Below are 24,177 nucleotides of genomic sequence, written 5' to 3' on the forward strand. Positions count from 1 at the left end.
TGAGCTATAGCAGCATCCGGCGGCGTTGGGTGGTACGCCGCAGCAAGCGAGGCGCCTATTGCCATAGCTTGAGGGTGAGCGCAAGGCGCATTTCGAAGTTTTTGCCGGGGCTGGGTCGTGCCGGCGCGCGGCAGGCCGGGTGCGAAATCACAAAATGGGCTGTTTCCAATGCGTTGGCGCGGGCCAGGAACAGAAAACCGCTTCAAACATTTCGGCAATTTGCTCGGTCGGAAATCGCCTTGCTGCTTCCGCCGCATCGGCTTTTGCGCTAATCCATGAGCATGCAGAACGATGACGAGAAAGAGCGCGCGGCGGGTTCCCGAAGCGGCGCGGCAGCGGGCAAAAGCGAGGCGGAGGTGAGGCGCCAGCGGCTGGCGAAGACCCTGCGCGACAATCTCCAGCGCCGCAAGCAGCAGGCGCGGGCCCGCCGGGCTGGCGACGCCGACGAGACGTCCGGATTGCCTGCCGCAAAATCGGACGAATCGGACGATTAGTAATCGGCGGGGGATAAAACCGCCGGCTTCGCGGGCTTCCGCCATTCTTGTCGACTTCGCATTTCAAGGCACTTCTATTTTCGCGGCATCTCCACTAAGAGACGCCCTTCAGAAACACCGGATTTTAAGAAAGCGGGCGGCGCCCGTGCGAGAGGTCTCATGGATCGCATCAGGATCGTAGGCGGAAATGCACTTCACGGGGTCATCCCCATTTCCGGCGCGAAGAACGCCGCATTGCCGCTGATGATCGCGTCGCTCCTGACCGACGACACGCTGACCCTGGAAAACGTGCCGCATCTCGCCGACGTCGAGCAGCTGATCCGCATCCTCGGCAATCACGGTGCCGATATTTCCGTCAACGGCCGGCGCGAGCGCCAGGGCGAGAGCTACGCCCGCACCATCCATTTCACCAGCCGCAACATCGTCTCGACGACAGCGCCCTACGAGCTCGTCTCCAAGATGCGGGCCAGCTTCTGGGTGATCGGGCCGCTGCTCGCCCGCGAAGGCAAGGCGCGCGTCTCGCTGCCGGGCGGCTGCGCCATCGGCACGCGGCCGGTCGATCTGTTCATCGAGGGCCTGGCGGCGCTCGGTGCCAACATCGAGATCGACGGCGGCTACGTCAACGCCACGGCGCCCGCAGGCGGGCTGATCGGCGGGCGCTATGTGTTCCCGAAGGTTTCCGTCGGCGCCACGCATGTGCTGATGATGGCGGCCACCCTTGCCAACGGTACGACGGTGATCGGCAATGCCGCGCGCGAGCCCGAGGTCGCCGATCTTGCCAAGTGCTTGAACGCCATGGGCGCCAAGATCACCGGCGCGGGCACCGGCACGATCACCATCGAGGGCGTACGCTCGCTGGCGGGCGCCCGCCATCGCGTGCTGCCGGACCGCATCGAGACCGGCACCTATGCCATGGCCGTGGCGATGACCGGCGGCGACGTGATCCTCGAGGACACGGAAGCGAGCCTTCTCGATACCGCGCTTGAAGCGATCCGCCGCGCGGGCGCCGAGATCAGCGAGACGAACAGCGGCATCCGCATCGTCCGCAACGGCACCGGCATCCGGCCGGTCGATATCGTCACCGATCCCTTCCCGGGCTTCCCGACCGACCTCCAGGCCCAGTTCATGGGCCTGATGACCAAGTCGAGCGGCGTTTCCCACATCACCGAAACGATCTTCGAAAACCGCTTCATGCATGTGCAGGAGCTGGCGCGGCTCGGGGCGAAGATCTCGCTCTCCGGCCAGACGGCGAAGATCGAGGGCGTCGGCCGCCTGAAGGGCGCCCCGGTCATGGCGACCGATCTGCGCGCCTCCGTCTCGCTTGTCATCGCCGGGCTTGCCGCCGAGGGCGAGACGATGGTGTCGCGCGTCTACCACCTCGACCGCGGCTTCGAGCGGCTTGAAGAGAAGCTGACGCGCTGTGGCGCCCATGTGGAACGCGTCAGCGACTGATTCCGGCTTGGCGCGCCTGCACCCGTTGCGGTTTCGGGCGCGACGTCCTATGTCCTTTGCGATCACCTGCTTAAATGCGGGACTTGAACGGACCGGATGGAATCGCATGGACGCTTTGAAACTGCTGGCACTCGACGAGGAGGACCTTGGGGTCGTTTCCGCTCATGTGCAAGACGCAGTCTTCAAGGTGGCCGGCATCCTCTACGATGCGCGCCGTCACCAGTTTTCCCTGGTCATCAACCGCTTCGCCTGGGAAAAGGCGGAAGGCAAACGCCGCAGTTTCGAGCGCCGCCGCGCCTTGCTGCTGTTCAAGTGCGTCACGGCGGTGCGCTCGCTCGGCTTCGACCGGACCGACATGGAAGCGGTACTCGATCTCCTGGCGCTGCGCTTCTCGGTCAAGGGGGAGGGGCCCGAGGGAACGGTCGAGATCGTGCTTGCCGGCGATGCCTTGATCGCGCTCGATGTGGAATGCATCGAGGCACAGCTTGCCGATACCGGCGGGGCGTGGGAAACCGCCTTCAAGCCGCGCCATCCCGAAGGCGACTGAGCAAAGCGCCGCTACCACCAAAGGATCATCGCATTGGCAATCAGGTTGAACTTTCTCGACAGCGGCTTCGAACGTGAGTTCGCCGCGTTCCTGACCACCAAGCGGGAGGTTTCCGAAGACGTCAACGCCGCCGTACGGGCCATCATCGACGACGTCCGCACCCGCGGCGATGCCGCGCTCGCCGACTATTCCGCCCGCTTCGACGGCATCGATTTCAACGTCACGGCGATGAAGGTGAGTGCGGCCGAGATCGACGCGGCGATCCACGCGGTCGAGCCGGAGGTGCTTGGCGCGCTCAAGGTTGCGGCGACCCGCATCGAGGCGCATCATCGCCGGCAGGTGCCGAAGGATGATCTTTACGAGGATCAGATGGGCGTCGGCCTCGGCTCGCGCTGGACGGCGATCGATGCGGTTGGGCTCTACGTGCCGGGCGGCACCGCCAGCTATCCGAGCTCGGTTTTGATGAACGCGCTGCCGGCCAAGGTCGCCGGCGTGCCGCGCATCGTCATGGTGGTGCCCGCAATGGGCGGTGCGGTCAACCCGGCCGTGCTTGCGGCGGCGCGGCTCGCCGATGTCGAGGAAATCTATCGCATCGGCGGTGCCCAGGCCGTCGCGGCGCTTGCCTATGGGACGGAGACGATCGCGCCGGTGGCGAAGATCATGGGTCCTGGCAATGCCTATGTCGCAGCTGCCAAGCGGCAGGTCTTCGGCACCGTCGGTATCGACATGATCGCCGGCCCCTCGGAGGTGCTGGTGATCGCCGATGGCGACAACGACCCCGATTGGATCGCCGCGGATCTGCTGGCCCAGGCCGAGCACGACGCCGGCGCCCAGGCGATCCTGATCACCGATGACGCCGCCTTTGGCGAAGCGGTCGAACAGGCGGTCGAGCGGCAGCTGAAGACGCTGCCGCGCGCCGAGACGGCAAGGGCGAGCTGGCGCGATTTCGGCGCCGTCATCCTGGTGCCGGATCTCGACAAGGCAGTGCCGCTCGCCAACCGGATCGCCGCGGAGCATCTCGAACTGGCGATGGCCGATCCGGATTCGATGGTCCCGAAGATCCGCAATGCCGGCGCCATCTTCATCGGCCGCCACACGCCGGAGGTGATCGGCGACTATGTCGGCGGCTCCAACCACGTCCTGCCGACGGCGCGCTCGGCGCGCTTCTCCTCCGGCCTCGGCGTGCTCGACTACATGAAGCGGACCTCCATTCTCCGGCTTGGGCCCGAACAGTTGCGTATTCTCGGCCCGGCGGCGATCGCGCTCGCCAAATCCGAAGGCCTCGAGGCCCATTCCCGCTCGGTCGCCATCCGCCTGAATCTCGGGGGCGAGGGATGAGGGCCGATCGCCACCTGCGCCTCTGCGATGTCGTGCTGGACGAGACGATCGGCCGCTCGACGCCCGACGTAGAGCACGAACGTGCGGTTGCGATTTTCGACCTGTTAGAAGAGAACCTGTTCGAGCCCGTCGGCCATCCCGGCGGCCCCTATCGACTCAATCTGTCGCTGGTCGATTCGAAACTCGTCTTCGCCATCTCGACGGATGGCGGCGAGGCGGTTGCCACCCACATTCTGTCGCTCACTCCCTTTCGCCGCATCGTGAAGGACTATTTCTTGATCTGCGAAAGCTATTACGAGGCGATCCGCTCGGCGACGCCGAGCCAGATCGAGGCGATCGACATGGGACGGCGCGGCATCCACAACGAAGGCTCGCAGACGTTGATGGATCGGCTTTCCGGTAAGATCAGGCTGGATTTCGATACGGCGCGGCGCCTTTTCACGCTGGTCTGCGTGCTCTATTGGCGCGGCTGACGGAGGCGGACATGACCGGGATCGCCTTGCCACAGCAGAGGACGCCCCGCTCGATCCTGTTCATGTGCGGAATGAACGCGATCCGCTCGCCCATGGCCGAAGCGCTGGCGCGGGCCTCCCTGCCGAAGGGAACCTATGTGGCCTCGGCGGGCGTGCGCCAAGGCGAGCGCGATCCCTTCGTCGACGTGGTCCTCGATGAGGTCGGACTGACGATCGGGCGCCACCAGCCGCGCACGCTCGAAGAGCTCGAAGACGATTATTTCGACGTCATCGTGACGCTGGCGCCGGAGGCCCATCACAAGGCGCTGGAACTGACCCGCTCGATGGCCGTCGACGTCATCTACTGGCCGACGCCGGATCCGACGGTGGCGACGGGTACGCGCGACCAGATCGTCGGGGCCTATCGCGCCGTCAGGGATCACCTCGCCGGCCTTATTGCCAGCCGGTTGGCCGGCCGCGAGAAGGTCGGCTGAAGGACGGCGCCGCTCGCTTTTGCGTCGCTGAAAGCCGTGCCGGCAGCGTAGGGTAGAATAGCGGAAAAAACGCGTATCAAGGCGGGTTCACAAACCCCTGGCGATTGTGTAGTTTCCGGCAAAATTTTCGGGATGCGTTGGCGCATCCGCTCTTGAACATGAGAAAGCACAATCCTGCATGGCGAAAGAAGAAGTCCTCGAATTTCCGGGCGTGGTCACGGAATTGCTTCCCAACGCGACGTTCCGCGTGAAGCTGGAGAACGACCATGAAATCATCGCCCACACCGCCGGCCGCATGCGCAAGAACCGCATCCGCGTTCTCGCCGGCGACAAGGTGCTGGTTGAGATGACCCCTTATGACCTGACGAAGGGCCGCATCACCTACCGCTTCAAGTAAGTCCCGGCTTTGGCGGCGGTAACCTCCGGGATTTGACGGCTCGCTTATGACAGTCACCCAGAAACTGATATTGGCCTCCGGATCGCCGCGTCGCGTCGAACTTTTGGCGCAGGCCGGCATCGAGCCGGCGCGCCTGCTGCCGATGGATCTCGACGAGACGCCCAAGCGCGCCGAGCACCCTCGTTCGCTGGCCCGCCGGCTTTCCGCCGAGAAGGCCAAGGCGGCGCTGGCGGCGATCAAAGGGGAGCCGGGCTGGGACGGGAGCTATATTCTCGCGGCCGACACGGTCGTCTGCGTCGGCCGCCGCATCCTGCCGAAGCCGGAACTGATCAGCGAAGCGTCGAGCGCGCTCCACCTCCTGTCCGGCCGAAGCCACCGCGTCTATACGGGTATCTGCCTCGTCACGCCGGACCGGACGCTCCGCCAGAAGGTGGTCGACACAAAGGTGCGCTTCAAGCGCCTTTCCGGCTACGACATCGAGAGCTATCTCGCCTCCGGCCAGTGGCGCGGCAAGGCGGGCGGCTATGGCATCCAGGGCATCGCCGGAAGTTTCGTCGTCAAGCTCGTCGGCTCCTATACCAATGTGGTAGGCTTGCCGCTCTATGAAACCGTCAATCTCCTGATCGGCGAGGGGTACGACGTCCACGGCCGCTGGCTGGAAGGCTGAAGACGAGTGAGTGGCGAAGGCAAGAACAACGGCTCGAATGTCGAGCCCCTGCGCCCGACGCGGCCCTGCCCGGAATGCGGCCGCCCGTCGGCGCGTGAGCACTTTCCCTTCTGCTCCGAGCGTTGCCGCAATGTCGACCTTAACCGCTGGCTTTCCGGCTCCTATGCGATCCCCGTCGCCGACGACGAGTCGAAAGCCGACGACGACGAGGATCGCTAGGCGATTTGGGCGGCTTCGGCCACCCGTTCACCAACGAGCCGTCCGCGTCGTGCGAGTACGCCCTGTCTTCCGCGCGATCCTGCTGAATCCTTTCGCTTTTCACCCCTTATTCATGGCTCGCGGATTTCCTTCAAAAAAGAGTCATTTGGTGCTGGACACCGGCGAACAAGATGCTATAACCCCGCTCGCTTCCGGGGCGAACCAAGCGCCCCCACGGCTTCCAAACCGAAGCCGCTGCCCAAAGGCAGGATGCCCGGATAGCTCAGTTGGTAGAGCAGCGGATTGAAAATCCGCGTGTCGGTGGTTCAAATCCGCCTCCGGGCACCATTCTAAGTCCTTGTTTTGGTTTTCCTTTTTCATATCCGCATCCTTTCTGCTGTGTGTGAGTTTGACAAACTCACGAGGTGGGTTTGACAACTTTTGTTTTTCGTTTGTTCAATTCGACCCCAAAATCCGCCACCGCCGCAGCCGTCTGCTTGGTCTTATCGGCGCGCTTGGAATAGTGCCGAGCCATGGCCTCGGTCTTGTGTCCAAGCACGTTTTGAATAGTCCCGTAGTCCTTCCCCATTTCCCGCAGGATCGTTGCCACGGTATGCCGCAGACCTTTGAGCGTGAGGCCTGGTTGGACCGCGCCGGCGTCCTCAAGCTTCTTCTTGATCTTGTGCCAATTCGTGCTGAAGCCATTGTAGGTCCATGGTTTGCCGCGACTGTTGGCGCAGAGCGTGATGGCGTTATGCATCGGCGCGCGGGCGAGGGCATCTGCGACGGGTTCAAATAACGGCAGATAGACAGGCTCCCCGGTCTTGTGCCGACGGGTGTCAATCCCCGCCGAAGAGATCGCCGTCTTCGGCAACGCCAAGGCGTCTTGGGGATCGAGTGCGTAGTGCATCATGAGAGCGATGGGTGGGAACATGTGCGGCGGCAGGGCGGCCAAAACGGCCTCCCTCTCGGCGTCAGTCCATGGCCGGTTCGCGTCAAGTAGGCTCTTTGGTCTTGGAATGGGCGGTATCTCAGCGGCTGGATTATTCTTCACATAGTCGCGGAGCTTGCCCCATTTGAAGAGGACGAAGAGCACGGTGACGACGTAGTTCGCCCATCTCCACTTCAGCTTTTTATAAGCCTTGTCACGAAGCATCACTATGCGGGCGGTGGTGAACCATTCCAGCGGGATGTCTTCGATCGGCTGCAGGTAATCAAATACGCGCTGGTAGTCGCTCTGCGTCCGCTTGGCCTTGCCAATCTCCGGATCCAGGAATTCGTCCGAAGCGCGATACCGCTTGATCAACATCCCCAGCGTTCCGGGCTTCGCTTGCTTTTCTTTATGCAACTCGTTGATGCGGTGCACTTCCATGTCGAAGGCGAGAGTGAAGGGTTCGAATTTGTCGCAGTCGATCTTCTCGCCAGTTTTCCGATGATACGCTCTCCATTTCCCGTACCTGTCCCGAAAAATCTGCCAACCCTTGTATTTATTTCGCCGCCGTTCCTTTTTCATTCGAGGCGCCCCAGTATGTCGTCATCGCTGTCCGTTGCGCCGTGCTTCAGAGCGTCGAGCCATTCATCTAGGTCGCGTATGTCATAGAGCTCGTCACCCGTCGGCATCGCAATCGGTGGCACGGCACGCTGGGCCGCAAAGCGCTTGACCGGAAGGCCGCAGTACTGTGCTGCCTCCTTGAGCGACAGCATTCGCCGTTGCGGCAACACGACTTTGATCGTTCCACTGTACATGGCCTTTCCTCGTGTTAATCAGCACCTCTTTGCTTTAGTTCATCTGCGATCGTGCATGCAGTGCCTCAGTTTTCATCATTGCTCGTTCCTTCTCGACCTCTTGGAGCTGAAAGCCTCGCCTTGAATGCCAAGCTGTCATTCACAATCTCTAGTGCTTCCTGAGAATTATCGCCAGTAACTACCGGTTCTTCCGGCGGCGTTTCACCGGCTAGCTTCATGTAAATTGCATTTAATGCTTTAAATATGAGAAGGTCTACTTCGATCGTGTGGTAATTTTCCGGGAGGAACAGACGAAGCTGACCTAAGTCTCCTTGAATAATCGTCATCTTGTGGCGATCATCAAATCGATAAATGTAGCCTCGGTGATAAACATCAATCATGTGGGCGACGACGGTAAATTCTGGACGGCTGGAACCCTCTGCTTGAGGGGTCTCGTCATGCAGAGCGAGCGCGCGCTCCATGACCTGGTTGCAGAGTGGGGCAGCCTCACTGGGCCGGATGCCAAATTCGACCAGACGGACCATCGCCCGTAGGCCGACGACGCCTAACCCGCTGTAAAGCCGTTTCTTGCCCTTACCGACGTTCGGGCTATCGATTACTCCACTTTCATTCCAGTTCTGGAGCTGCTTAGCCTTCAGCCCTGGAACCAAGGCGAGTGTTTCGGCCTGGTCGAATGTGATGTCTTGAAGGTCAACACGTTCCATGCTGGAAACCTTACGCTAGGTTTTCTGATTAAAAACCTAGCGCAAGGTTCCCGTTCCGTCAACGAAGCGGCGCTTGCTTCTTACGCCTGTGACTGCGAAGACCATCAATCGAATGCGAACGCTTTTTCTTTCGCGCGTGGGCGGTCCGAGAAGACAATCAGCAAACCGTTGAGGAGGGGACCAGCGCGCTGCCCATGACCAAGGGCAGCGAAGGGTCGCAGCGACCCGCCTGTTCGTGAAGTATTCCGAAATTAAACGGCCCGTCTGCCGTCATCGCGCATCTCATCGATCCAGCGAGCGCGCTTCTTCTCGTCGGCGAACGAGAGGCCGTAGAAGTTCTCCCGGATAGGCTTGATCCCGGCGAAGCCCAACATGCTGCGCTCGAAACTGCGCACGCCGTACGCGCCGAAATACCATCGGTAAAGAAGCACCGGCATTCCCATGGTGACGATTATGCGGGCGGAGCGCCTGGCCAGTAGCCGTTTCGGAAAGCCGCGCTTCCTGTATTCCATCGCAAAGCCCGGCCTGAAGATGTGCTCGAGAAAGCCCTTGAGCAGGGCCGGCATCGTTCCATGCCAAAGGGGGAACAGAAAGACCCAGTGTTCTGCCCAGCGCATGTCCTCACGCGATTGCGCCAGGCCGGGCGGCAAGGCCCTGGTCTCGAAATCCTCCTGCGTTCGCAGCAGCGGGAACTCGAGTTTGGCCACCTCTATACGGCGCACCTCGTGTCCCGCTGCCGTGGCGGCGTCGGCGTAAGCGTCAGCCATGGCGTGCAGGAGGTGGTGCCCGGCTGCGTCCGGATGCCCTGGACAATCGCAATGTGCCTGGTCATCTGCTGCGCTCCGCAAAATCACGACGCATGCTATTTGAATGCCGGTTAGCTGTCTCTCATGACCGGGTTGACGAGACCGCGGGTGCGGGCGCCTTTGGCCGAACAGAGGTGCCGGCACCGGATCCGGCGGGCTGCATTGTGCCTGTCCAAGCAAGGAAATCGCTCACGGCCTTCTTGACCTTCTCCCCACGCCCAACGAGCAGATGGCCGCCGGTGTCGTAGACGACCAACTTCGCGCCCGGAATGCTGGTGGCCGCGAATTTGGCTGCGGGGAGCGTATTAAACAGATCGTCCTCGGCCGAAACGACCAGGGTGGGAGCGGCGATCTTCTCGAGGGGCAGGCGGTGGAGATCGGGCGCACTGTCAATGTTTATGCCGGGGAAGCGTCGCGAAAGCGGTTCGACGCTGCGGATAATGGCCATCACCCGATTTCGGTCCTGCGCCGCGGCCGCTTCAACGACCTCGGGCGGCACGCCGAGGAATCGGATGAGAACCGACGGAGCGATCTTTTCGGTCGCCCACCAGGCGAAATCGGCGCCGGTATTGACCAGCCAGAAGACAAACGCGCTGCCACGACTCCCCTCGACCATCACTGGGCTCTCGGGCGCGTAAGTTCCAGGGACGATCAGAATAAGAGCTGACACCCTATCCGGATGGCGAAGCGCCAGCTCGATCGCCGAGCGTGCCCCAGTCGAAACACCTACGACTACCGCCTCGTCGATCTCAAGCTCGGAGAGCAGCGCCACATGCGCATCAGCCTGGGCGGCCGGCGAAGCATCGGCAGGAATCGGCGTTCCCAGATACCCGAAGCGAGATGGGGCGATCACCCGAAAGCCACTTCCGATGAGATCGGCGACGTTGATCAGGCCCTGATCCCATCCACCACCTGCGCCGTGAATGGACAGGAGCGGGATGCCGACGCCTCTCTCGGCATATTCGATGGGACCCGCAGCCGTATTGGAAATTCGCGCAGTGTCGACCGCGGAGCGCGCGCGATCGATGTCATTGCTGTAGGACAGGAAAACCATCCCACCCGCGACCGCGATAGCGATAAAGACCGCTGATAATGTCCATCCGATCCGACCCATGGCCGCCATCCCGGAACTTCAATCTTGCAGGGCATCCTAGTCGGGTTGAGCCGCGAGGACTTTGATCTGCCTCAAATGGGTCGATGAGATGCTCGGCATCGGGTCGATCCGTCTATTCGTTTTGGATTACTCGTCCTCGAGCGATCGATAGATTTCCAGCTCCTGCGCAAAGTGGAGGCGAGTGATGGCTTCCAGACCGTGCAGCAGGCGTTGGATCTCGTAGCGCTGTGTCGGGCTCGGCCCATGTTCGCTAAGGGCTTGTCGAAGCGAAGTGAGGCTGTGGACCTGACGCTGGATCTCCATGTGCGTTCTGCTCATGCCGGCAAGAGCATCCGGAGCGCCCGCCTGCCTGCGCAGCCTAGGATAGAGTTCCTCGTCATCCTGGCGCTCGTGCGGAAGAAGGCGCTGTCGCAGCAGGGCGTCCAAATGTGCAAGCTGATTCCGCACTTCCTCTTCCGGGAGCTGCTGGACGCGCGCGCTCGTATGGCGTATCTCGTCCACGACGTCCATCAGGGCACCATGCTCGGCTTCGAGCTTCAGGAGCTCCGCGTGCGCCAAACGTGTTGTTTTCCTCCAGCGGGATAGGGGGTCGCCTAGGGCGCGCAGCGCATTCAAGATGGCGACGACGTCGATTGCTTCCTGCAGCAGTGCGCCCTGAACCGGCGTCAGGTAGCCGAAGGCGGCCGCGATCATGCCAGCGGCGGACAAGCCCATACCCATATAGACGCTCTGGAGGGCTATGCCGCGTGAGCGACGCGCGATGCGGATGGCGCTGGCGAGGCGATCGAGCCGGTCCACCAGGATCACCACGTCCGCCGCTTCGGAGGAGGCGGCAGCCCCGCGCGCGCCCATGGCGACCCCAACGTCGGCGGCTGCGAGCGCCGGTGCGTCGTTGACGCCATCGCCGACCATCATGACCGGTCCTGCCGATCTTTCCGCTTCGACAATTCTGGTTTTACCTTCCGGCTTCAATTCGGCGGCAACACTGTCCAACCCTAGGAAGGACTGGAGGCTCTCCGCGAGCTCGGTGCGATCGCCGGTCGCAAGCACGATCCGCTCGACGCCGGCCTCCCGCAATTGCCTGAGCACGCTGCCGGCTTCTGGCCTGACCTCGTCGGCCAGGAGAAACGCGCCCGCCAGTACGCCGTCCATGGCAGCGAGCACCGCGACGACGCCATCCCTCCGGATCCACTCCCGTATGTCTCGCGAGAAGGCGGTCTCATCGATCCTTTGGCTGATGAAGTCCCAGCCCCCCACTGCGATTTCGTGCCCATCTATGTTGCCGCTCACGCCGGAACCCGCCGCTTCCCGAGTTCCGGAAGGTGCAACAAGCTTCAAGCCCCGCTCTTTTGCGGCCGCCACCAGCGCACGGGCGATGACATGGTGCGAGCCCTGGTCCAGCGATGCCGCGAGACGCAGCACTTCCAGAGGGTCGAGATCGGTGCGGGACTTGACCTCGACAAGACGCGCCCGGCCATCGGTAATCGTCCCGGTTTTGTCGAGGATCGCCGTCTTCACGCGCGCAAGCATCTCGAGTGCGCCTCCGCCCTTCACGAGCACGCCTTTGCCGGCGCAGCGGGAGACGCCGGCGATGATTGCCACCGGGACCGCGAGAATGAGCGGGCAGGGGGTCGCAATGACCACCACGGCGAGCGCGCGGACCGGCTCCCCGCTCACGGCCCAGGCGCCGCCGGCGAGGAGCAGCGCGACCGCAAGAAACACCAGCGCATAACGGTCGGCAAGCCGAACGATAGGCGCCTTAGCGGCTTTTGCGGCCGCCACCAGCCTGACGATTGAAGCATAGGTGCTGTCGCTCGCCGCGCTTGAGCCGACCATTTCGAAGGCATCGCCGGCGTTCGTCGTGCCGCTCGTCACCGGCTGGCCCGATCGGCGCCGGATCGGCATCGCCTCGCCCGTCAAGGCCGACTCGTCAAGCACGGCCATGCCATCCATCACGTTTCCGTCGACGGGCACCACCTCGCCACGGCGTATCATGATTCGGTCGCCAGGATTCAGGTCTTCGATGGAAACCTCCTGCAACTGCCCATCCGCGTAACGAGCGGCGGTGCGCGGTACCCGATTGAGCAACGCGGTCAGTTCTCGGCGTGCGCGCCTTTGAGCGAAATCCTCGAGCGCCTGCCCACCCGAGTACATCAATGCGACGATGCTGCCGGTCAGGTGTTCGCCGAGAAGAAGGGCACCGCCCATCGCGAGCGCCGCGATGAGATCCAGCCCGAATTCCTTCTTCCCGAGACTGATCGCAATTTCGGTAAGGAGGCTCGCCAGGATTATCGCGGTGCCGGTAGCCCAGGACGCGGCGCTGAGATCGGGCCGATCCGCGAACCAGGCTACTGTGCCGGCGAGCAAGGCGAAAGCGATGAGGCCAAGGAGGAGGCGCTTGCCCAGCTCTCCCTCCTGAAAAAGAAGCTCGAAGAGTCGGCTCTTACTCAAGGCGCCCTCCCGCAGATGTCGCGCAGGATACCGGTGGACAAAATCGTCACCTTGATCCGGCGCAAAAACCAGTGCGAAACGTTGAACGGCGGCCGACGCGAACATGTATGGCAGGAGAATGACGGCGTCGTTCTGCGACTACTGCGAGCTTGCAACGCCGTACCGCGTTTGCTTTCTTAGGCGAGGCTTCACTTGGATCACCACAAATGACTGTACAGCGGCGGCGGCGCATCATTAAGCGTCAGAGGAGTTCTGTTGGTTTGGCGCTCGTCGCTGCAATATCGTTCCTTGCCGGCATGACCGATGCCATGGGGCTTATGACCCTCGGAGATTTCGTGTCCTTCATGAGTGGCAATACGACTCGCGCATCGGTCGCCCTGATGCAGGGCGACGTCGCGCGGGGAGTGCTTCTCATTGGCGGCCTGATCACATTCGTATTCGGGAATGCCGCGGGAGTGATGGTTTCGATCAAATTCGGGCCGCGAGTCGTTTTGTTGTTGGTATCCGCCATACTCGCATTCGCAGCGCTTTCAGCGACCGAAAGAGAGCTCCAGTTCCTTTTGCTTATCCTGGCGATGGGTGCCATCAACTCCGCAGTCGAGCAGATCGAAGGACTGCCGGTTGGGCTGACGTATGTCACCGGAGCTCTGTCGCGCTTCGGCCGTGGACTGGGACGTTGGGTGATGGGTGTCCGCGGTGCGCATTGGATCATTCAGGTCGTGCCGTGGCTCGGAATGTTCGCTGGAGCCATTATGGGTGCAGTCCTGGTACGAGAAGCACGGGATCTCGCCATGTGGGTACCGTCGCTTGCCGCCCTGTCGCTCGCAGCCGTGGCCTTTCAAATACCTCGCCGCTGGCAAAGCAGGTTCATTCAAGATCGCTAGTGCGAACCTGATTGAGCGACCGCCGTTTTGCGCGCAAGGCTGTCTCAACTCTGAGACAATTTGCGTCCCGCAGCATCCTCCCTTGATGCAGGTCAAGGGGCTGAGGTCCCCTCCGCAGCTAAGCTCCAGTCCGCAGCGCTCCCTTCGAGGAGGTGCGCAATGCCGGCAGTGTCGGCGCTAACATCGAGCATTGGAGGAGATCGATATGACAATGAAAGCAGCTGTGGTGCGCGAGTTCGGCACGCCGCTCGTGATCGAGGATGTACCGATACCGCAGCCGGGACCCGGCCAAGTCCTCATCAAATATGAGGCCACCGGTGTGTGCCACACAGACTTGCATGCCGCCAAGGGGGATTGGCCGGTGAAGCCGAAACCTCCCTTCATTCCGGGCCACGAAGGGGTCGGCTACGTGGCCAGGCTCGGCGCTGGCGTCTCGCTGCTGAAGGAGGGGGACCGGGTCGGCGTGCCATGGCTGCACACCGCGTGCGGCTGTTGCACGCCCTGCCGCACCGGTTGGGAAACGCTTTGCGGCAGTCAGCAGAATACCGGCTATTCGCTTGACGGTACCTTCGCACAATATGGCCTGGCTGATCCCGATTTCGTGGGGCGGCTGCCGGCTAAGCTGGAGTTCGGCCCGGCCGCGCCGGTGCTCTGCGCCGGCGTAACGGTGTACAAGGGCTTGAAGGAGACCGAGGTCAGGCCGGGCGAATGGGTCCTTATCTCCGGCATCGGCGGTCTTGGCCATATGGCCGTGCAATATGCCAAGGCCATGGGCATGCACGTCGCCGCGGCAGATATCTTCCCGGACAAGATTGCTCTTGCCGAGAAGCTCGGCGCCGACCTCGTGATCAATGCCAGGGCGCCTGATGCCATCGAGGAGGTGCAGAAGCGGACAGGGGGCGTCCACGGCGCTTTGGTGACGGCTGTCTCTCCGAAGGCGATGGAGCAGGCCTACAGCATGCTGCGCGCGAAGGGCACGATGGCGCTGGTCGGGCTGCCGCCGAGCCAGATCTGCCTGCCTGTCTTCGATACCGTGCTGAAGCGCATCACTGTCCGGGGCTCGATCGTTGGTACGCGCCAGGATCTGGAGGAAGCGTTGGAGTTTGCCGGCGAGGGCAAGGTCGCGGCCCACTTCTCCTGGGACAAGCTCGAGAATATCAACGCGATCTTCGAGCGCATGGAAGAAGGCAGGATCGACGGCCGCATCGTTCTCGATCTGAACGGTTGAGGCTTTCGATCAGAACGACACTGTGTTGACGAGTATATGCCGCCTGCCGACCTATCCTGTCGGCGGGCGGCTGGCCATGGCACCGCCGCCTGGAGGAATTCATGGTTAAAGCCTGTGATCCCCCATGCGATTCCGATGCCGATGCGGGCCGCCGAATGGCCGCCGGCGGCCAGCGTAACGTTGCCAAGAGAGGCGTTGCAGGCCCCTACTTCCGCGGTTCGGCCCGAGAGGCAACGAAGGCGCCGGCGGCGACGATGATGACGGCTACCGTTGCCGCAACGAGCGGGGATGGCTCGGTCCGAAGCCAAAAGTATGCGAACCCCGCAGTCATGAACGATATCGCGCATATCTTCGCGCCCCGTGATATTGCCCCAGCCTCACGCCACTCGCGCAGCGGCTGCCCGAAAAGGGAATGATCCAGCAGCCATCGTTCGAGATCCGGAGAAGAGCGCGCAAACAGCCATGCCGCAAGAAGCAGGAACGGTGTCGTCGGCATAAGCGGAAGAAATATCCCCACCAATCCGAGTCCGATCATCGCCCAGCCGAGTCCGAGCAGAACTACCCGGGTCGAAAGATTCAATTGTCTTCTCCTTGCCACAGCATGGATCTGCGGGAGACTTCTGGCAATCCTTTGCTCGTCCTGTTTCGGGCATGGCTCAATGCACGCCAGCTATTGTGCCGTCGCCAAGAGGAGGGGGTCGGCATAAAACAGGGCGGCATGGCCTCCGGCAAGCAGCCAGAGGGTCAGTCCTGTCGTCACCACGGCGGCGATGACGATCGGCGTGTCGCCCGACAAGGGGGTGCGTCCGTTGAAGAGCGCGGCGAAAGGCATAATGGAGGTCTTCTCCGACTGCCGCTTCCATTGCTCTCCAAGCCGGCGACGGGCGCGCTTCTCCATCGTGGGTATGGAGCCGAGCGCAAAAAGCGCAAAGCCGCCGAAAAGGATCAGCGAGCGCAGGTCGCCGTTGGCGACGAGGTGGCCAAGCGCCCAGATTGCGAAGCCCCAGAGAACGGGATGGCGGGTGACGGAGACGATCGCGCCCGGCCTCTGCCCCTGACGGATGGAGACCGACAGCGGATTCACGCTGAAAAGTCCTGCGAGCACCAGAAACACGCCGGCGGGGGCGGCGAGCAGCGTCACCCAAGCCTGCCAGGCCGAGGGTTCCCAGAGCGGAATGTAGTCGACGTTGAATGCCGCGTAGAACACCCATCCGAGCACGAGGACAGAGACGAGAGAATACAGCGAGAAATAGGCCGCCCTGCCGAGGAGCGAAATCAGCCGCTCGCGGATCGCGGGGACAGCCGGAATCGAGTGCAGGATAAGAAAGGCGAACAGCGCTAGCAGAAATTCAGTCATCGGGATTGCCTCAGTTCGGCCGCTTGGACCGTTTCATTGCTTCAATCATTGCCTGCTCCTTCGCAACATGAAGACGCAGACCCTCGAGCAAGGTTCGCAGCATGGATTCGATTGCCTGCCAGGAGAACGCACTCCTGCCCATCGCCGCCGACCTCAACGCCTCGGCAATGTCTGGCGAGCACCTCCAAAGGCCGGTTTCATCCCAACGGGGCAGTTCGCTCGTTTGCGCGAGCCTTAGCGAGGAAATTTTTTCCGCCACAGACAGGAAGAGCTCGCGGTCCACGCGTCCGGCTATCGAATCGGCAATCGACTCGATAGCATCGCATAGAGCAAGCAGCTCGCCATACTGGTCCTGAAGGCGATCGAGCGTATGGGGCACCGTCATTGGACCTCGATCTCATCCCCCGATGAACAGGACCGTAGCGCAGGCGACCGACGCGAGCACGGCGGCCACCGTGCCGGTCCGCTGCAGGACGCCCATGCGGTAGAGCACGAGCGCGAAGATGATGATGATCGGGGTGGCGACCGAGAGGCCGATCTGTGCGTCGTTCATGGTGATCTCCATTTTCCCGAAGGAACATAACGCGCCGGGTGCAACGGTCTTTGATCGCGAGCAAAGAAGGGGTGGCCTCTTTCGCCTACCGCTTTTCCGGGACTTGTGCGGAGATGCGGCATGCACGATGCAGTGGCCGGCGCGGCCGGCGAAGAGGAAACGGACACCTTCATCCTCTGGGTCCTGATCTGGAGCGAGCTGGCCGCCTTCGGCGTACTCATCGGCGCCTTCCTGGTCGCATCGATCGTTTCCTCCGAGGACTTCGCCGTGGCGCGGCTGCACCTCAAGCCGGGAATCGCCGCCCTCAACACGCTCGTGCTCTTGACCAGCGGATGGCAGGCGGCAGTTGCAGCAGGGAAGGAGGCGTCAACCGCCACGAAGCGCCGGGCATCGGTGATCGCCGCCCTTCTCGGCTTCGTCTTCGTCGTCATCAAGGTCTACGAGTACAGCACGGAGCTCCGCTTTGCCGGGGAGGAGGCCTTTCAGTCCTTCTTCGAGCTCTACTTCCTCCTGACCGGCTTCCACCTTGTCCACGTCGCTTTCGTCGGGATCGTCCTGCTTCTCGTCGCCTGGAGGCCGAGGCAGGCCAACGTCGAACTCGCGACGACCCTGTGGCACGTGATCGATCTCGTCTGGATTGTCATGTTCCCCATCCTCTATCTGGTGTGATTACCATGAGCGAGTTCAGCCCGAAACCGTTGATGAGGACCTGGATTTGCCTGCTCGGAATGGTGTTCTTCGGCATACTGCTTGCCCGCGAACTTCAGGATCCGACGGTGCCGCTAGAGTTTGCACTCGCTTTGCTATTGCTCGCCCTGGCGAAGGCGCGGCTCGTCGTGCTCGACTTTCTGGGCCTGCGGTCAGGCCCGCGGCCCCTGCGCGTCGGTCTTCTCGCCTGGCCGGCTTTCTTCACGTTTGCCGCTGCGGCGAAAGCGCTCATCGCCGCCGTTCTCCCCGCCGCCTGAGGCGCTGTTCGACTTGTTTGCCGAAACGCAAAGAAGGCGCGTCCCAAAACCCTACAAAGGATCGCGTTTGTCGGCCGGCGGGGGATGTGGTTCGCAGCCGGCGGGGACGTGTTGGGCCGCGCGTGCAATCGCGGCCTCCCGGAAATCGAAAGGACCATGGGATGGCAGAACGCCTTACCAAGACAGGGGCACGCAACGTCTTCTATGGCGGCTCCATCTTCTTCTTCGCGATCTTTGTCGGGCTTACCGCCCACAGCCACTACTACATGAAGACGACTTCCACCGACGAGACGACGCTGACGGATTCCGTCGCACGCGGCAAGCACGTCTGGGAGAAGAACTCCTGCATCAACTGCCACACCCTGCTTGGCGAAGGCGCCTATTTCGCGCCGGAGCTCGGCAACGTCTGGAAGCGCTGGGGCGGCGAGAGCGACCCCGAGGGCGCCCGCGAGACGCTGAAATCCTGGATGGCCGCGCAGCCCTCCGGCGCCGAGGGGCGGCGGCAGATGCCGCAATTCAATCTCACCGAGCAGGAACTGAACGACCTTGCCGATTTCCTCGAATGGACGAGCCGCATCAAGACCCAGAACTGGCCGCCGAACGAGGCAGGCTGAGACGGCGCGACAAGGAGAAAAGACATGAAATACCAAACCCAAAAGGTCGCGATGCTGTATTTCTACGGTGCGCTCGGCCTGTTTCTCGCCCAGGTCCTGTTCGGCGTGCTCGCCGGCACGATCTACGTGCTGCCCAACACCCTCTCCGAACTGCTGCCGTTCAACATCGTCCGCATGGTGCACACCAACGCGCTGATCGTCTGGCTGCTGATGGGCTTCATGGGCGCCACCTACTACCTCTTGCCGGAAGAGGCAGAGACGGAACTCTACAGCCCGAAGATCGCCATCGCACAGTTCTGGATCTTCCTGGTTGCCGCGGCGATTGCCGTTGTGGGCTACCTCCTCCACATCCACGAAGGCCGGGAATTCCTCGAGCAGCCCTTTGCGATCAAGGTCGGCATCGTCGTCGTGGCGTTGATGTTTCTCTACAACATCACCCTAACGGTCCTGAAGGGCCGCAAGACGACGGTGACCAACATCCTGATCTTCGGCCTCTGGGGCGTGGCGATCTTCTTCCTCTTCGCCTTCTACAACCCGATCAATCTCGCGCTCGACAAGATGTATTGGTGGTACGTCGTCCACCTCTGGGTCGAAGGCGTCTGGGAACTGATCATGGCCTCCGTCCTGGCCTTCCTGATGATCAAGCTCAACGGCATCGACCGCGAAGTGGTGGAGAAGTGGCTGTACGTCATCGTCGGCCTGGCGCTGTTCTCCGGCATCCTCGGCACCGGCCACCACTATTACTGGATCGGCGCGCCGGGCTACTGGCAGTGGATCGGCTCGCTGTTCTCGACGCTCGAGGTCGCACCCTTTTTCACCATGGTGGTCTTCACCTTCGTCATGACCTGGAAGGCCGGCCGCAAGCATCCGAACAAGGCGGCGCTCCTCTGGTCGATCGGCTGCTCGGTGATGGCCTTCTTCGGCGCCGGCGTCTGGGGCTTCCTGCACACGCTGTCGTCGGTCAACTACTACACCCACGGCACGCAGGTCACAGCCGCGCACGGACACCTCGCTTTCTTCGGCGCCTATGTCATGCTCAACCTCGCCGTGATGGCCTATGCGATCCCAGAAATCCGCGGCCGCGCGCCTTATAACCAGTGGCTGTCGATCGCCAGCTTCTGGGCCATGTGCAGCGCCATGTCTGTCATGACCTTCGCACTCACCTTCGCCGGCGTCGTTCAGGTGCACCTGCAGCGTGTCCTCGGCGAGAGCTTCATGGCCGTGCAGGAGCAACTCGCTCTCTTCTACTGGATCCGCCTCGGATCGGGTGTCGTCGTACTCATCTCGGCGCTGATGTTCTTCTGGGCCGTCCTTTTTCCCGGCAGGAGCCGTAGCCCAGCCCTCAACCAGGCCGTCCAACCGGCCGAATGATGCGAAGCGGCCGGTCCACGTGGCCGGCCGCCTCGCCTGAATTTCGAACTCGGAGATAACTCATGAACATCGCCCTCAAAGCTCCGCCAATTTCGGACTGCACCATTCCGGCCTATTCCCCTTCGGGCCAGGAATGCGCGCTCTTCGAAAGCGCCTGGACCCGCCAGCTCCCGCTTCTGTTGAAGGGACCGACCGGCTGTGGCAAAACGCGCTTCGTCGCCCATATGGCAGCAAGGCTCGGCCTGCCGCTTGCGACCGTGTCGTGCCACGACGATCTCGCCGCCGCCGACCTTACCGGTCGCTATCTCCTGAAAGGCGGCGACACCGTCTGGGTGGACGGGCCGCTGACCAGGGCCGTGCGCGAGGGTGGCATCTGCTATCTCGACGAGATCGTCGAGGCCCGCAAGGACGTCGCCGTCGTGCTGCATCCGCTTACCGACGACCGGCGGATCCTGCCGCTGGAGCGAACCGGCGAACTCCTCGAGGCGCCGCCCGGCTTCATGCTGGTTGTCTCCTATAACCCCGGCTACCAGAACCTTCTCAAGACCTTGAAGCCGAGCACGCGCCAGCGCTTCGTCGCCATCGAGTTCGACTTCCTGCCAAGGGCTCGCGAAATCGCCGTCGTGTCGCAGGAAAGCGGTCTCGACGAGGCCCGCGTCGCGCCGCTCGTCGATCTCGCCCATCGGCTGCGGGTGCTCAAGGGCCATGATATCGAAGAGGGCGTTTCGACGCGCCTCATCGTCTATTGCGCCAGCCTCGTCGACAGCGGACTTACGCTGCGCGACGCCGTGCTGGCGACGATGATCGAACCGCTCACCGACGAGCCCAACGTCAAGGCGGCGCTGATCGAGGTCGCCGACGCGGTAATCCGATAAGGACAAGACAATGCTGGACTTCCTCGAACTCGAAGAAACGGTCGGCCGCGCCTGGCATCGCTTCATCGGCAACACGCGCACCTGGCCGCGCTTTCCGGACGAATCCGTTTGCCTCGAAGATGTCCAGGCGGAGCTCGCCGTCTACTTCCGCGGTCTCGGCGGCGAGCGGGCGGTTCAGATCGCACCCGCACGCGGCCGCACCTCGGCGCACCGGCTGCGGCTGCGCCAGCGCATGGGGCTCGGCGAGGAAAAGCTCGTGCAGCCGGCGCGCGACCATGCGACGCTGATGTTGCCGGCAGAGGTCGATCTCTTTCCGTTGCGGCGTCTCAATCGCGATCTCTATTTCTGGCTGGCGGTGACGATGGCCGTGATGCCGCTTTCGCCGATCTGCGCCGCCGATCCACTCGCACGCGATCTCGCGGTCCTCGCCCGTGCGGAGCGGACCGCGAAAGCGGTTCTCACCACCTTTCCGGCGCTGCGCCCCCGCTATCGTCGTCTCTGCAGGGCGGTGCTCAACGTTCGGCAGCGGCGGGCACTTCCGGCAGTCGAGCAGCACGTCGAAAACCGGATCCTGCACATGCTAAGAGATGGAGCCGGTCTCAGCGACGACATGCCTGTCTTCATCTTTCCGGAGAAGGCGCCTCCCGGCTATCTCCCCAAGCTGCCGGTGCCGCTCTGGCCGGACGTGCTCTTGCGCCAGGAGACAAACGGCCGCCGCGAAGACGAGCCCGCCAGCGGCGGCGGCAGAGCGGAAGGCGCCGAGACGACGCGCCACGTCGCCACCCGCGAGACACAGCGTCAGTCGGAGCGCAGTCCCTTCATTCTCAACCGCTTCGAGAAGATCCTCGCGATGGCCGAGATGGTCAATGTCGACCGCCCGGCGGACGACAGCAACGATCATGATGCCCAGGCGGCGGAGGAGCTCGACGAATTGACGCTCGGCGAGCGCCAGGGCCGGCCGGCCGCGCGTTTCCGTTTCGACCTCGACCTGCCGCCGGAGGCACTCGACCGCACGCCGCTGACGGCCGAGCTCACCTATCCGGAATGGGACTATCGCAGCGGCAGCTATCTCAAGGATCATTGCCGCGTGCTCGCGGCGCCCGCATCCGTTGAAGGCGTGGCCGGTGAGGCGAATCCCGTGACGCAGAGCCTGATCCGCCGCGTCCGCCGCCAGTTCGAGATGCTGAGGCCGCGGCATGAGATGCTGAGGGCGCAGATCGACGGCGCCGATCTCGATCTCGATGCGGTCGTGCGGGCTTGCACCGACCTGAAGGCCGGGGGGCAGGGCAGCGATCGCATCCATATGATGAGCCGGCCGCAGGCGCATGATCTCGCCGTAACGATCCTGGTGGACGTGTCGCTTTCGACTGACGCCTGGTTCGACGATCTCCGAGTACTCGACGTCGAGAAGCAGGCGCTCCTGGTTCTGGCGCATGGGCTCTCGGCCTGTGGCGACAGCCACGAGATTTTGACCTTCACCTCGCGGCGGCGCGACTGGGTGCGGATCGAAACGGTGAAGACCTTCGACGAGGTGATGAGCACGACGGTGGAGGCGCGCATCGCCGCACTGAAGCCCGGCTACTACACGCGCATCGGAACGGCGATCCGCCATGCGGCGGCTGGCTTGGTCAAGCGGCCGAACCGCCGCAAGCTCCTTCTCGTATTGACGGACGGCAAGCCGAACGATGTCGACCATTACGAGGGACGATTTGCGCTCGAGGACAGCCGACGCGCCGTCTGCGAAGCGCGCCGTTCAGGCGTCAACGTGTTCGGGGTGACCGTCGATCGCGAGGCAAAATCCTATGTGCCGGTGATCTTCGGCCAGAACGGCTACGCGGTCGTCAGCAATATCGGCAGGCTGCCTGCGGCCCTGCCGGCGATCTATCGCGGCCTGGTAAGGTAGACGGGGGCAGGCCGCGAGACGGAAGGCCCGGCATGCGCGTACATGCCGGGCCTCTCTGTTTGTGGCTTTGGAGGGTTGACCTTCACGCGGCCTTGCTGTGCGTCCGCCCCGATTGCTCGATATAGGCATCGAATGCGGCGGCGGCGGCACGGATGAGGAAGCGTCCTCCCTCGCGAAGCCGTATGACACCCTCGGCGTTTTCGAGGATGCCGTCGCTTTCGAGCATTGCGAGCTTGGCATTGCCCCGAAGCAATATCTGCGGATCGAAGCCATGTGCCGTGGCAAGCGCTGGAACATCGACGCCGAAGTCGCACATCAGCCGCTCGATGATGCTTGCCCGCAGCCGGTCCTCGGCCGTCAGCCGGTATCCTTTCACCGTTGCCAGCCGACCCGAGGCTATCCGCTGGGCGTAGAGCCCGGGCGGCACCTCGTTCTGCACATAGCCGTCCTTCATCCGCCCGATTGCCGAGGCGCCGAGGCCGATGAGGGTCTCGCAGGCATCCGTGGTGTAGCCTTGGAAATTGCGGTGTAATTGACCGTTCGCCTGGGCGATCGCCAGGTTATCGCCCGGGCGGGCGAAGTGATCGAGGCCGATGCGGCGGTAGCCGGCGGCGACGAGGGTGGTGGCAATAGCCTCGGCCTGGGCCACGCGCCCTTCCGCATCGGCAAGTGCCCTTTCGTCGATCAGCTTTTGATGCTTCTTGAAGGACGGCACATGGGCATAGCCGAAGACGGCGAAGCGCTCCGGCCCCATGCGGATAGCGGCTTGCGCGGTCGCGATGCAGGATTCGGCCGTCTGGTGCGGCAGACCGTAGATGAGATCGAAATTGATGCTGGCGACGCCGGCCTCTCGGAGCCGGGTGACCGCCTCCATCGTCTGCTCCTCGCTCTGGATTCGGTTGATCGCCTTCTGTACGACCGGATCGAAGCTTTGGACGCCGAGGCTTGCACGGCGAACACCCGCATCGCCGAGAGCCGTTGCCATTTCCGGCTCCAGGGTTCGGGGGTCGATTTCCACTGCGATTTCAGCGGCGCTCGCGAAATCAAAACGCTCGCGCAGGAGCATTACGAGCGCCAGGAATTCCTCCGGTAGCATGATTGTCGGGGTGCCCCCGCCGAAATGCACATGATCGATGTTGAGCGGAGCTCTCGTTCTTGCCGAAATCAGCCGTATCTCCTCGCGAAGCATGTCGAGATAGTCGAGAATCGGCTGGTCGCGCTGGGTGATCGTCGTGTGGCAGCCGCAGTACCAGCACATCGAACGACAGAAAGGTATGTGCAGGTAGAGCGACGCCGGCTTCTGCGGCGATACCGCGGCGAGCCAGTCGCCATAGGTGCCGGCGTCGATGGCTGGCGAGAAGCGGGGCGCGGTCGGATAGCTCGTGTAGCGGGGCAGGCGCGCCTCGCCATATTTTGCGACAAGAGCCGGTTGCATGAGGATGTCCTTCTGGTGCGGGAAACAGGATCGAGCGCATCCTAGAAAGGCACCGGGCTTTTCTCTTTGAGCAATGTCAAGGAATGGCACAAAGTCGGTTTCTTGCAATTGTTTGCTCGTCGTCAAAGTGTG

Annotated in this window: 27 protein-coding genes, 1 tRNA gene and 1 pseudogene; 18 read left to right on the forward strand and 11 right to left on the reverse strand. The window is 62.7% G+C overall.

Going from position 1 to position 24,177, the window contains the following annotated elements; genetic code table 11:
• Positions 1 to 275 precede the first annotated feature (275 nt).
• The 10 genes from CO676_RS02295 to CO676_RS02340 all read left to right on the forward strand — a co-directional run bounded on the left by CO676_RS02295 (position 276) and on the right by CO676_RS02340 (position 6,387).
• Positions 276 to 494 carry a hypothetical protein gene (locus CO676_RS02295; RefSeq protein WP_041413752.1) on the forward strand — a complete coding sequence of 73 codons (219 nt, stop codon included), beginning with the start codon at positions 276 to 278 and terminating at the stop codon, positions 492 to 494.
• A gap of 159 nt (positions 495 to 653) precedes the next feature.
• Entirely contained in the window at positions 654 to 1,946 is a 1,293-nt protein-coding gene (gene murA, locus CO676_RS02300) for a UDP-N-acetylglucosamine 1-carboxyvinyltransferase (protein ID WP_014761005.1), read from the forward strand.
• Positions 1,947 to 2,052: 106 nt separating this feature from the next.
• On the forward strand, positions 2,053 to 2,493 hold the full coding sequence (locus CO676_RS02305; RefSeq protein WP_041414884.1) for a DUF2948 family protein: 441 nt from the start codon (positions 2,053 to 2,055) through the stop codon (positions 2,491 to 2,493).
• A gap of 33 nt (positions 2,494 to 2,526) precedes the next feature.
• Positions 2,527 to 3,831, forward strand: a complete 1,305-nt coding sequence (gene hisD / locus CO676_RS02310; protein WP_014761007.1) for a histidinol dehydrogenase — start codon at positions 2,527 to 2,529, stop codon at positions 3,829 to 3,831.
• Positions 3,828 to 4,304, forward strand: coding sequence for a UPF0262 family protein (locus tag CO676_RS02315; RefSeq protein WP_097519542.1), 477 nt, complete (start codon positions 3,828 to 3,830; stop codon positions 4,302 to 4,304). Before hisD ends, CO676_RS02315 begins: the two co-directional genes overlap by 4 nt.
• A gap of 11 nt (positions 4,305 to 4,315) precedes the next feature.
• Positions 4,316 to 4,777: a low molecular weight phosphatase family protein gene (locus CO676_RS02320; RefSeq protein ID WP_097519543.1), complete on the forward strand. Its 462-nt coding sequence runs from the start codon at positions 4,316 to 4,318 to the stop codon at positions 4,775 to 4,777.
• Positions 4,778 to 4,955: 178 nt separating this feature from the next.
• Positions 4,956 to 5,174 (forward strand): translation initiation factor IF-1, encoded by a 219-nt coding sequence (gene infA / locus CO676_RS02325; RefSeq protein WP_014327290.1) that lies wholly within the window; start codon positions 4,956 to 4,958, stop codon positions 5,172 to 5,174.
• A 46-nt stretch (positions 5,175 to 5,220) separates the two neighbouring features.
• Positions 5,221 to 5,841 carry a Maf-like protein gene (locus CO676_RS02330; protein WP_014761010.1) on the forward strand — a complete coding sequence of 207 codons (621 nt, stop codon included), beginning with the start codon at positions 5,221 to 5,223 and terminating at the stop codon, positions 5,839 to 5,841.
• 6 nt (positions 5,842 to 5,847) lie between these two features.
• On the forward strand, positions 5,848 to 6,060 hold the full coding sequence (gene yacG / locus CO676_RS02335; RefSeq protein ID WP_014761011.1) for a DNA gyrase inhibitor YacG: 213 nt from the start codon (positions 5,848 to 5,850) through the stop codon (positions 6,058 to 6,060).
• Positions 6,061 to 6,311: 251 nt separating this feature from the next.
• Positions 6,312 to 6,387 (forward strand) — tRNA-Phe (locus CO676_RS02340).
• A gap of 70 nt (positions 6,388 to 6,457) precedes the next feature.
• Here the strand turns inward: CO676_RS02340 and CO676_RS02345 are convergent.
• The 6 genes and pseudogenes from CO676_RS02345 to CO676_RS02370 all read right to left on the reverse strand — a co-directional run bounded on the left by CO676_RS02345 (position 6,458) and on the right by CO676_RS02370 (position 12,860).
• Entirely contained in the window at positions 6,458 to 7,552 is a 1,095-nt protein-coding gene (locus tag CO676_RS02345) for a tyrosine-type recombinase/integrase (protein ID WP_097519544.1), read from the reverse strand.
• Entirely contained in the window at positions 7,549 to 7,785 is a 237-nt protein-coding gene (locus tag CO676_RS02350; protein ID WP_097519545.1) for a hypothetical protein, read from the reverse strand. Before CO676_RS02350 ends, CO676_RS02345 begins: the two co-directional genes overlap by 4 nt.
• Before the next feature lie 65 nt (positions 7,786 to 7,850).
• The gene (locus CO676_RS02355; protein ID WP_097519546.1) at positions 7,851 to 8,489 is read right to left on the reverse strand and encodes a hypothetical protein; all 639 of its coding nucleotides are present in this window, start codon (positions 8,487 to 8,489) and stop codon (positions 7,851 to 7,853) included.
• A gap of 251 nt (positions 8,490 to 8,740) precedes the next feature.
• Positions 8,741 to 9,321: pseudogene (locus tag CO676_RS02360) on the reverse strand (NAD(P)H-dependent oxidoreductase).
• 56 nt (positions 9,322 to 9,377) lie between these two features.
• Positions 9,378 to 10,418 (reverse strand): alpha/beta hydrolase, encoded by a 1,041-nt coding sequence (locus tag CO676_RS02365; protein WP_097519547.1) that lies wholly within the window; start codon positions 10,416 to 10,418, stop codon positions 9,378 to 9,380.
• Positions 10,419 to 10,535: 117 nt separating this feature from the next.
• Entirely contained in the window at positions 10,536 to 12,860 is a 2,325-nt protein-coding gene (locus CO676_RS02370; protein WP_179875392.1) for a heavy metal translocating P-type ATPase, read from the reverse strand.
• Positions 12,861 to 13,066: 206 nt separating this feature from the next.
• Here CO676_RS02370 and CO676_RS02375 point away from each other — a divergent pair, with 206 nt between their 5' ends.
• Positions 13,067 to 13,744 carry a YoaK family protein gene (locus tag CO676_RS02375; RefSeq protein ID WP_097519548.1) on the forward strand — a complete coding sequence of 226 codons (678 nt, stop codon included), beginning with the start codon at positions 13,067 to 13,069 and terminating at the stop codon, positions 13,742 to 13,744.
• Between the two features lie 199 nt (positions 13,745 to 13,943).
• Positions 13,944 to 14,972, forward strand: a complete 1,029-nt coding sequence (adhP, locus tag CO676_RS02380; protein WP_179875397.1) for an alcohol dehydrogenase AdhP — start codon at positions 13,944 to 13,946, stop codon at positions 14,970 to 14,972.
• Between the two features lie 205 nt (positions 14,973 to 15,177).
• Here the strand turns inward: adhP and CO676_RS02385 are convergent, their stop codons facing one another.
• The 4 genes from CO676_RS02385 to CO676_RS02400 form a co-directional block, all read right to left on the reverse strand.
• The gene (locus tag CO676_RS02385) at positions 15,178 to 15,552 is read right to left on the reverse strand and encodes a YbaN family protein (RefSeq protein WP_097519550.1); all 375 of its coding nucleotides are present in this window, start codon (positions 15,550 to 15,552) and stop codon (positions 15,178 to 15,180) included.
• Positions 15,553 to 15,642: 90 nt separating this feature from the next.
• Complete coding sequence (locus tag CO676_RS02390; RefSeq protein ID WP_097519551.1) at positions 15,643 to 16,329, reverse strand: NnrU family protein; 687 nt, start codon at positions 16,327 to 16,329, stop codon at positions 15,643 to 15,645.
• 10 nt (positions 16,330 to 16,339) lie between these two features.
• The gene (locus CO676_RS02395) at positions 16,340 to 16,708 is read right to left on the reverse strand and encodes a hypothetical protein (RefSeq protein WP_245424247.1); all 369 of its coding nucleotides are present in this window, start codon (positions 16,706 to 16,708) and stop codon (positions 16,340 to 16,342) included.
• Positions 16,709 to 16,726: 18 nt separating this feature from the next.
• On the reverse strand, positions 16,727 to 16,882 hold the full coding sequence (locus tag CO676_RS02400) for a hypothetical protein (protein WP_097519553.1): 156 nt from the start codon (positions 16,880 to 16,882) through the stop codon (positions 16,727 to 16,729).
• Positions 16,883 to 17,002: 120 nt separating this feature from the next.
• Between CO676_RS02400 and CO676_RS02405 the strand changes: the two genes are divergently transcribed.
• The 6 genes from CO676_RS02405 (at position 17,003) to CO676_RS02430 (ending at position 22,610) form a co-directional block, all read left to right on the forward strand.
• Complete coding sequence (locus CO676_RS02405; RefSeq protein ID WP_097519554.1) at positions 17,003 to 17,551, forward strand: cytochrome c oxidase subunit 3; 549 nt, start codon at positions 17,003 to 17,005, stop codon at positions 17,549 to 17,551.
• Between the two features lie 5 nt (positions 17,552 to 17,556).
• Positions 17,557 to 17,847, forward strand: coding sequence for a cytochrome C oxidase subunit IV family protein (locus tag CO676_RS02410; protein WP_097519555.1), 291 nt, complete (start codon positions 17,557 to 17,559; stop codon positions 17,845 to 17,847).
• A gap of 161 nt (positions 17,848 to 18,008) precedes the next feature.
• Complete coding sequence (locus CO676_RS02415) at positions 18,009 to 18,461, forward strand: cytochrome c (RefSeq protein WP_097519556.1); 453 nt, start codon at positions 18,009 to 18,011, stop codon at positions 18,459 to 18,461.
• A gap of 24 nt (positions 18,462 to 18,485) precedes the next feature.
• A complete protein-coding gene (locus CO676_RS02420) occupies positions 18,486 to 19,832 on the forward strand; it encodes a nitric-oxide reductase large subunit (protein WP_097519557.1) in 1,347 nt (448 codons plus the stop codon).
• Between the two features lie 62 nt (positions 19,833 to 19,894).
• A complete protein-coding gene (locus CO676_RS02425; RefSeq protein WP_097519558.1) occupies positions 19,895 to 20,707 on the forward strand; it encodes a CbbQ/NirQ/NorQ/GpvN family protein in 813 nt (270 codons plus the stop codon).
• A gap of 10 nt (positions 20,708 to 20,717) precedes the next feature.
• Complete coding sequence (locus CO676_RS02430) at positions 20,718 to 22,610, forward strand: nitric oxide reductase activation protein NorD (protein ID WP_097519559.1); 1,893 nt, start codon at positions 20,718 to 20,720, stop codon at positions 22,608 to 22,610.
• Between the two features lie 82 nt (positions 22,611 to 22,692).
• Here CO676_RS02430 and hemN read toward each other — a convergent pair whose 3' ends face one another.
• Entirely contained in the window at positions 22,693 to 24,045 is a 1,353-nt protein-coding gene (gene hemN, locus CO676_RS02435) for an oxygen-independent coproporphyrinogen III oxidase (RefSeq protein ID WP_097519560.1), read from the reverse strand.
• Between the last annotated feature and the right edge of the window lie 132 nt (positions 24,046 to 24,177).

This window comes from Sinorhizobium sp. BJ1, assembly GCF_002531555.1.
In the GTDB taxonomy this organism is placed as follows: Bacteria; Pseudomonadota; Alphaproteobacteria; order Rhizobiales; family Rhizobiaceae; genus Sinorhizobium; species Sinorhizobium fredii_B.

Bases quoted from the DNA above. Each gene is read 5' to 3' on its own strand.
- CO676_RS02295 (WP_041413752.1), top strand. From the start codon at position 276: ATGAGCATGCAGAACGATGACGAGAAAGAGCGCGCGGCGGGTTCCCGA.
- murA (WP_014761005.1), top strand. From the start codon at position 654: ATGGATCGCATCAGGATCGTAGGCGGAAATGCACTTCACGGGGTCATC.
- CO676_RS02305 (WP_041414884.1), top strand. From the start codon at position 2,053: ATGGACGCTTTGAAACTGCTGGCACTCGACGAGGAGGACCTTGGGGTC.
- CO676_RS02315 (WP_097519542.1), top strand. From the start codon at position 3,828: ATGAGGGCCGATCGCCACCTGCGCCTCTGCGATGTCGTGCTGGACGAG.
- CO676_RS02320 (WP_097519543.1), top strand. From the start codon at position 4,316: ATGACCGGGATCGCCTTGCCACAGCAGAGGACGCCCCGCTCGATCCTG.
- infA (WP_014327290.1), top strand. From the start codon at position 4,956: ATGGCGAAAGAAGAAGTCCTCGAATTTCCGGGCGTGGTCACGGAATTG.
- CO676_RS02330 (WP_014761010.1), top strand. From the start codon at position 5,221: ATGACAGTCACCCAGAAACTGATATTGGCCTCCGGATCGCCGCGTCGC.
- CO676_RS02345 (WP_097519544.1), bottom strand. From the start codon at position 7,552: ATGAAAAAGGAACGGCGGCGAAATAAATACAAGGGTTGGCAGATTTTT.
- CO676_RS02350 (WP_097519545.1), bottom strand. From the start codon at position 7,785: ATGTACAGTGGAACGATCAAAGTCGTGTTGCCGCAACGGCGAATGCTG.
- CO676_RS02355 (WP_097519546.1), bottom strand. From the start codon at position 8,489: ATGGAACGTGTTGACCTTCAAGACATCACATTCGACCAGGCCGAAACA.
- CO676_RS02365 (WP_097519547.1), bottom strand. From the start codon at position 10,418: ATGGCGGCCATGGGTCGGATCGGATGGACATTATCAGCGGTCTTTATC.
- CO676_RS02375 (WP_097519548.1), top strand. From the start codon at position 13,067: ATGACTGTACAGCGGCGGCGGCGCATCATTAAGCGTCAGAGGAGTTCT.
- CO676_RS02390 (WP_097519551.1), bottom strand. From the start codon at position 16,329: ATGACTGAATTTCTGCTAGCGCTGTTCGCCTTTCTTATCCTGCACTCG.
- CO676_RS02400 (WP_097519553.1), bottom strand. From the start codon at position 16,882: ATGAACGACGCACAGATCGGCCTCTCGGTCGCCACCCCGATCATCATC.
- CO676_RS02405 (WP_097519554.1), top strand. From the start codon at position 17,003: ATGCACGATGCAGTGGCCGGCGCGGCCGGCGAAGAGGAAACGGACACC.
- CO676_RS02410 (WP_097519555.1), top strand. From the start codon at position 17,557: ATGAGCGAGTTCAGCCCGAAACCGTTGATGAGGACCTGGATTTGCCTG.
- CO676_RS02415 (WP_097519556.1), top strand. From the start codon at position 18,009: ATGGCAGAACGCCTTACCAAGACAGGGGCACGCAACGTCTTCTATGGC.
- CO676_RS02420 (WP_097519557.1), top strand. From the start codon at position 18,486: ATGAAATACCAAACCCAAAAGGTCGCGATGCTGTATTTCTACGGTGCG.
- CO676_RS02425 (WP_097519558.1), top strand. From the start codon at position 19,895: ATGAACATCGCCCTCAAAGCTCCGCCAATTTCGGACTGCACCATTCCG.
- CO676_RS02430 (WP_097519559.1), top strand. From the start codon at position 20,718: ATGCTGGACTTCCTCGAACTCGAAGAAACGGTCGGCCGCGCCTGGCAT.
- hemN (WP_097519560.1), bottom strand. From the start codon at position 24,045: ATGCAACCGGCTCTTGTCGCAAAATATGGCGAGGCGCGCCTGCCCCGC.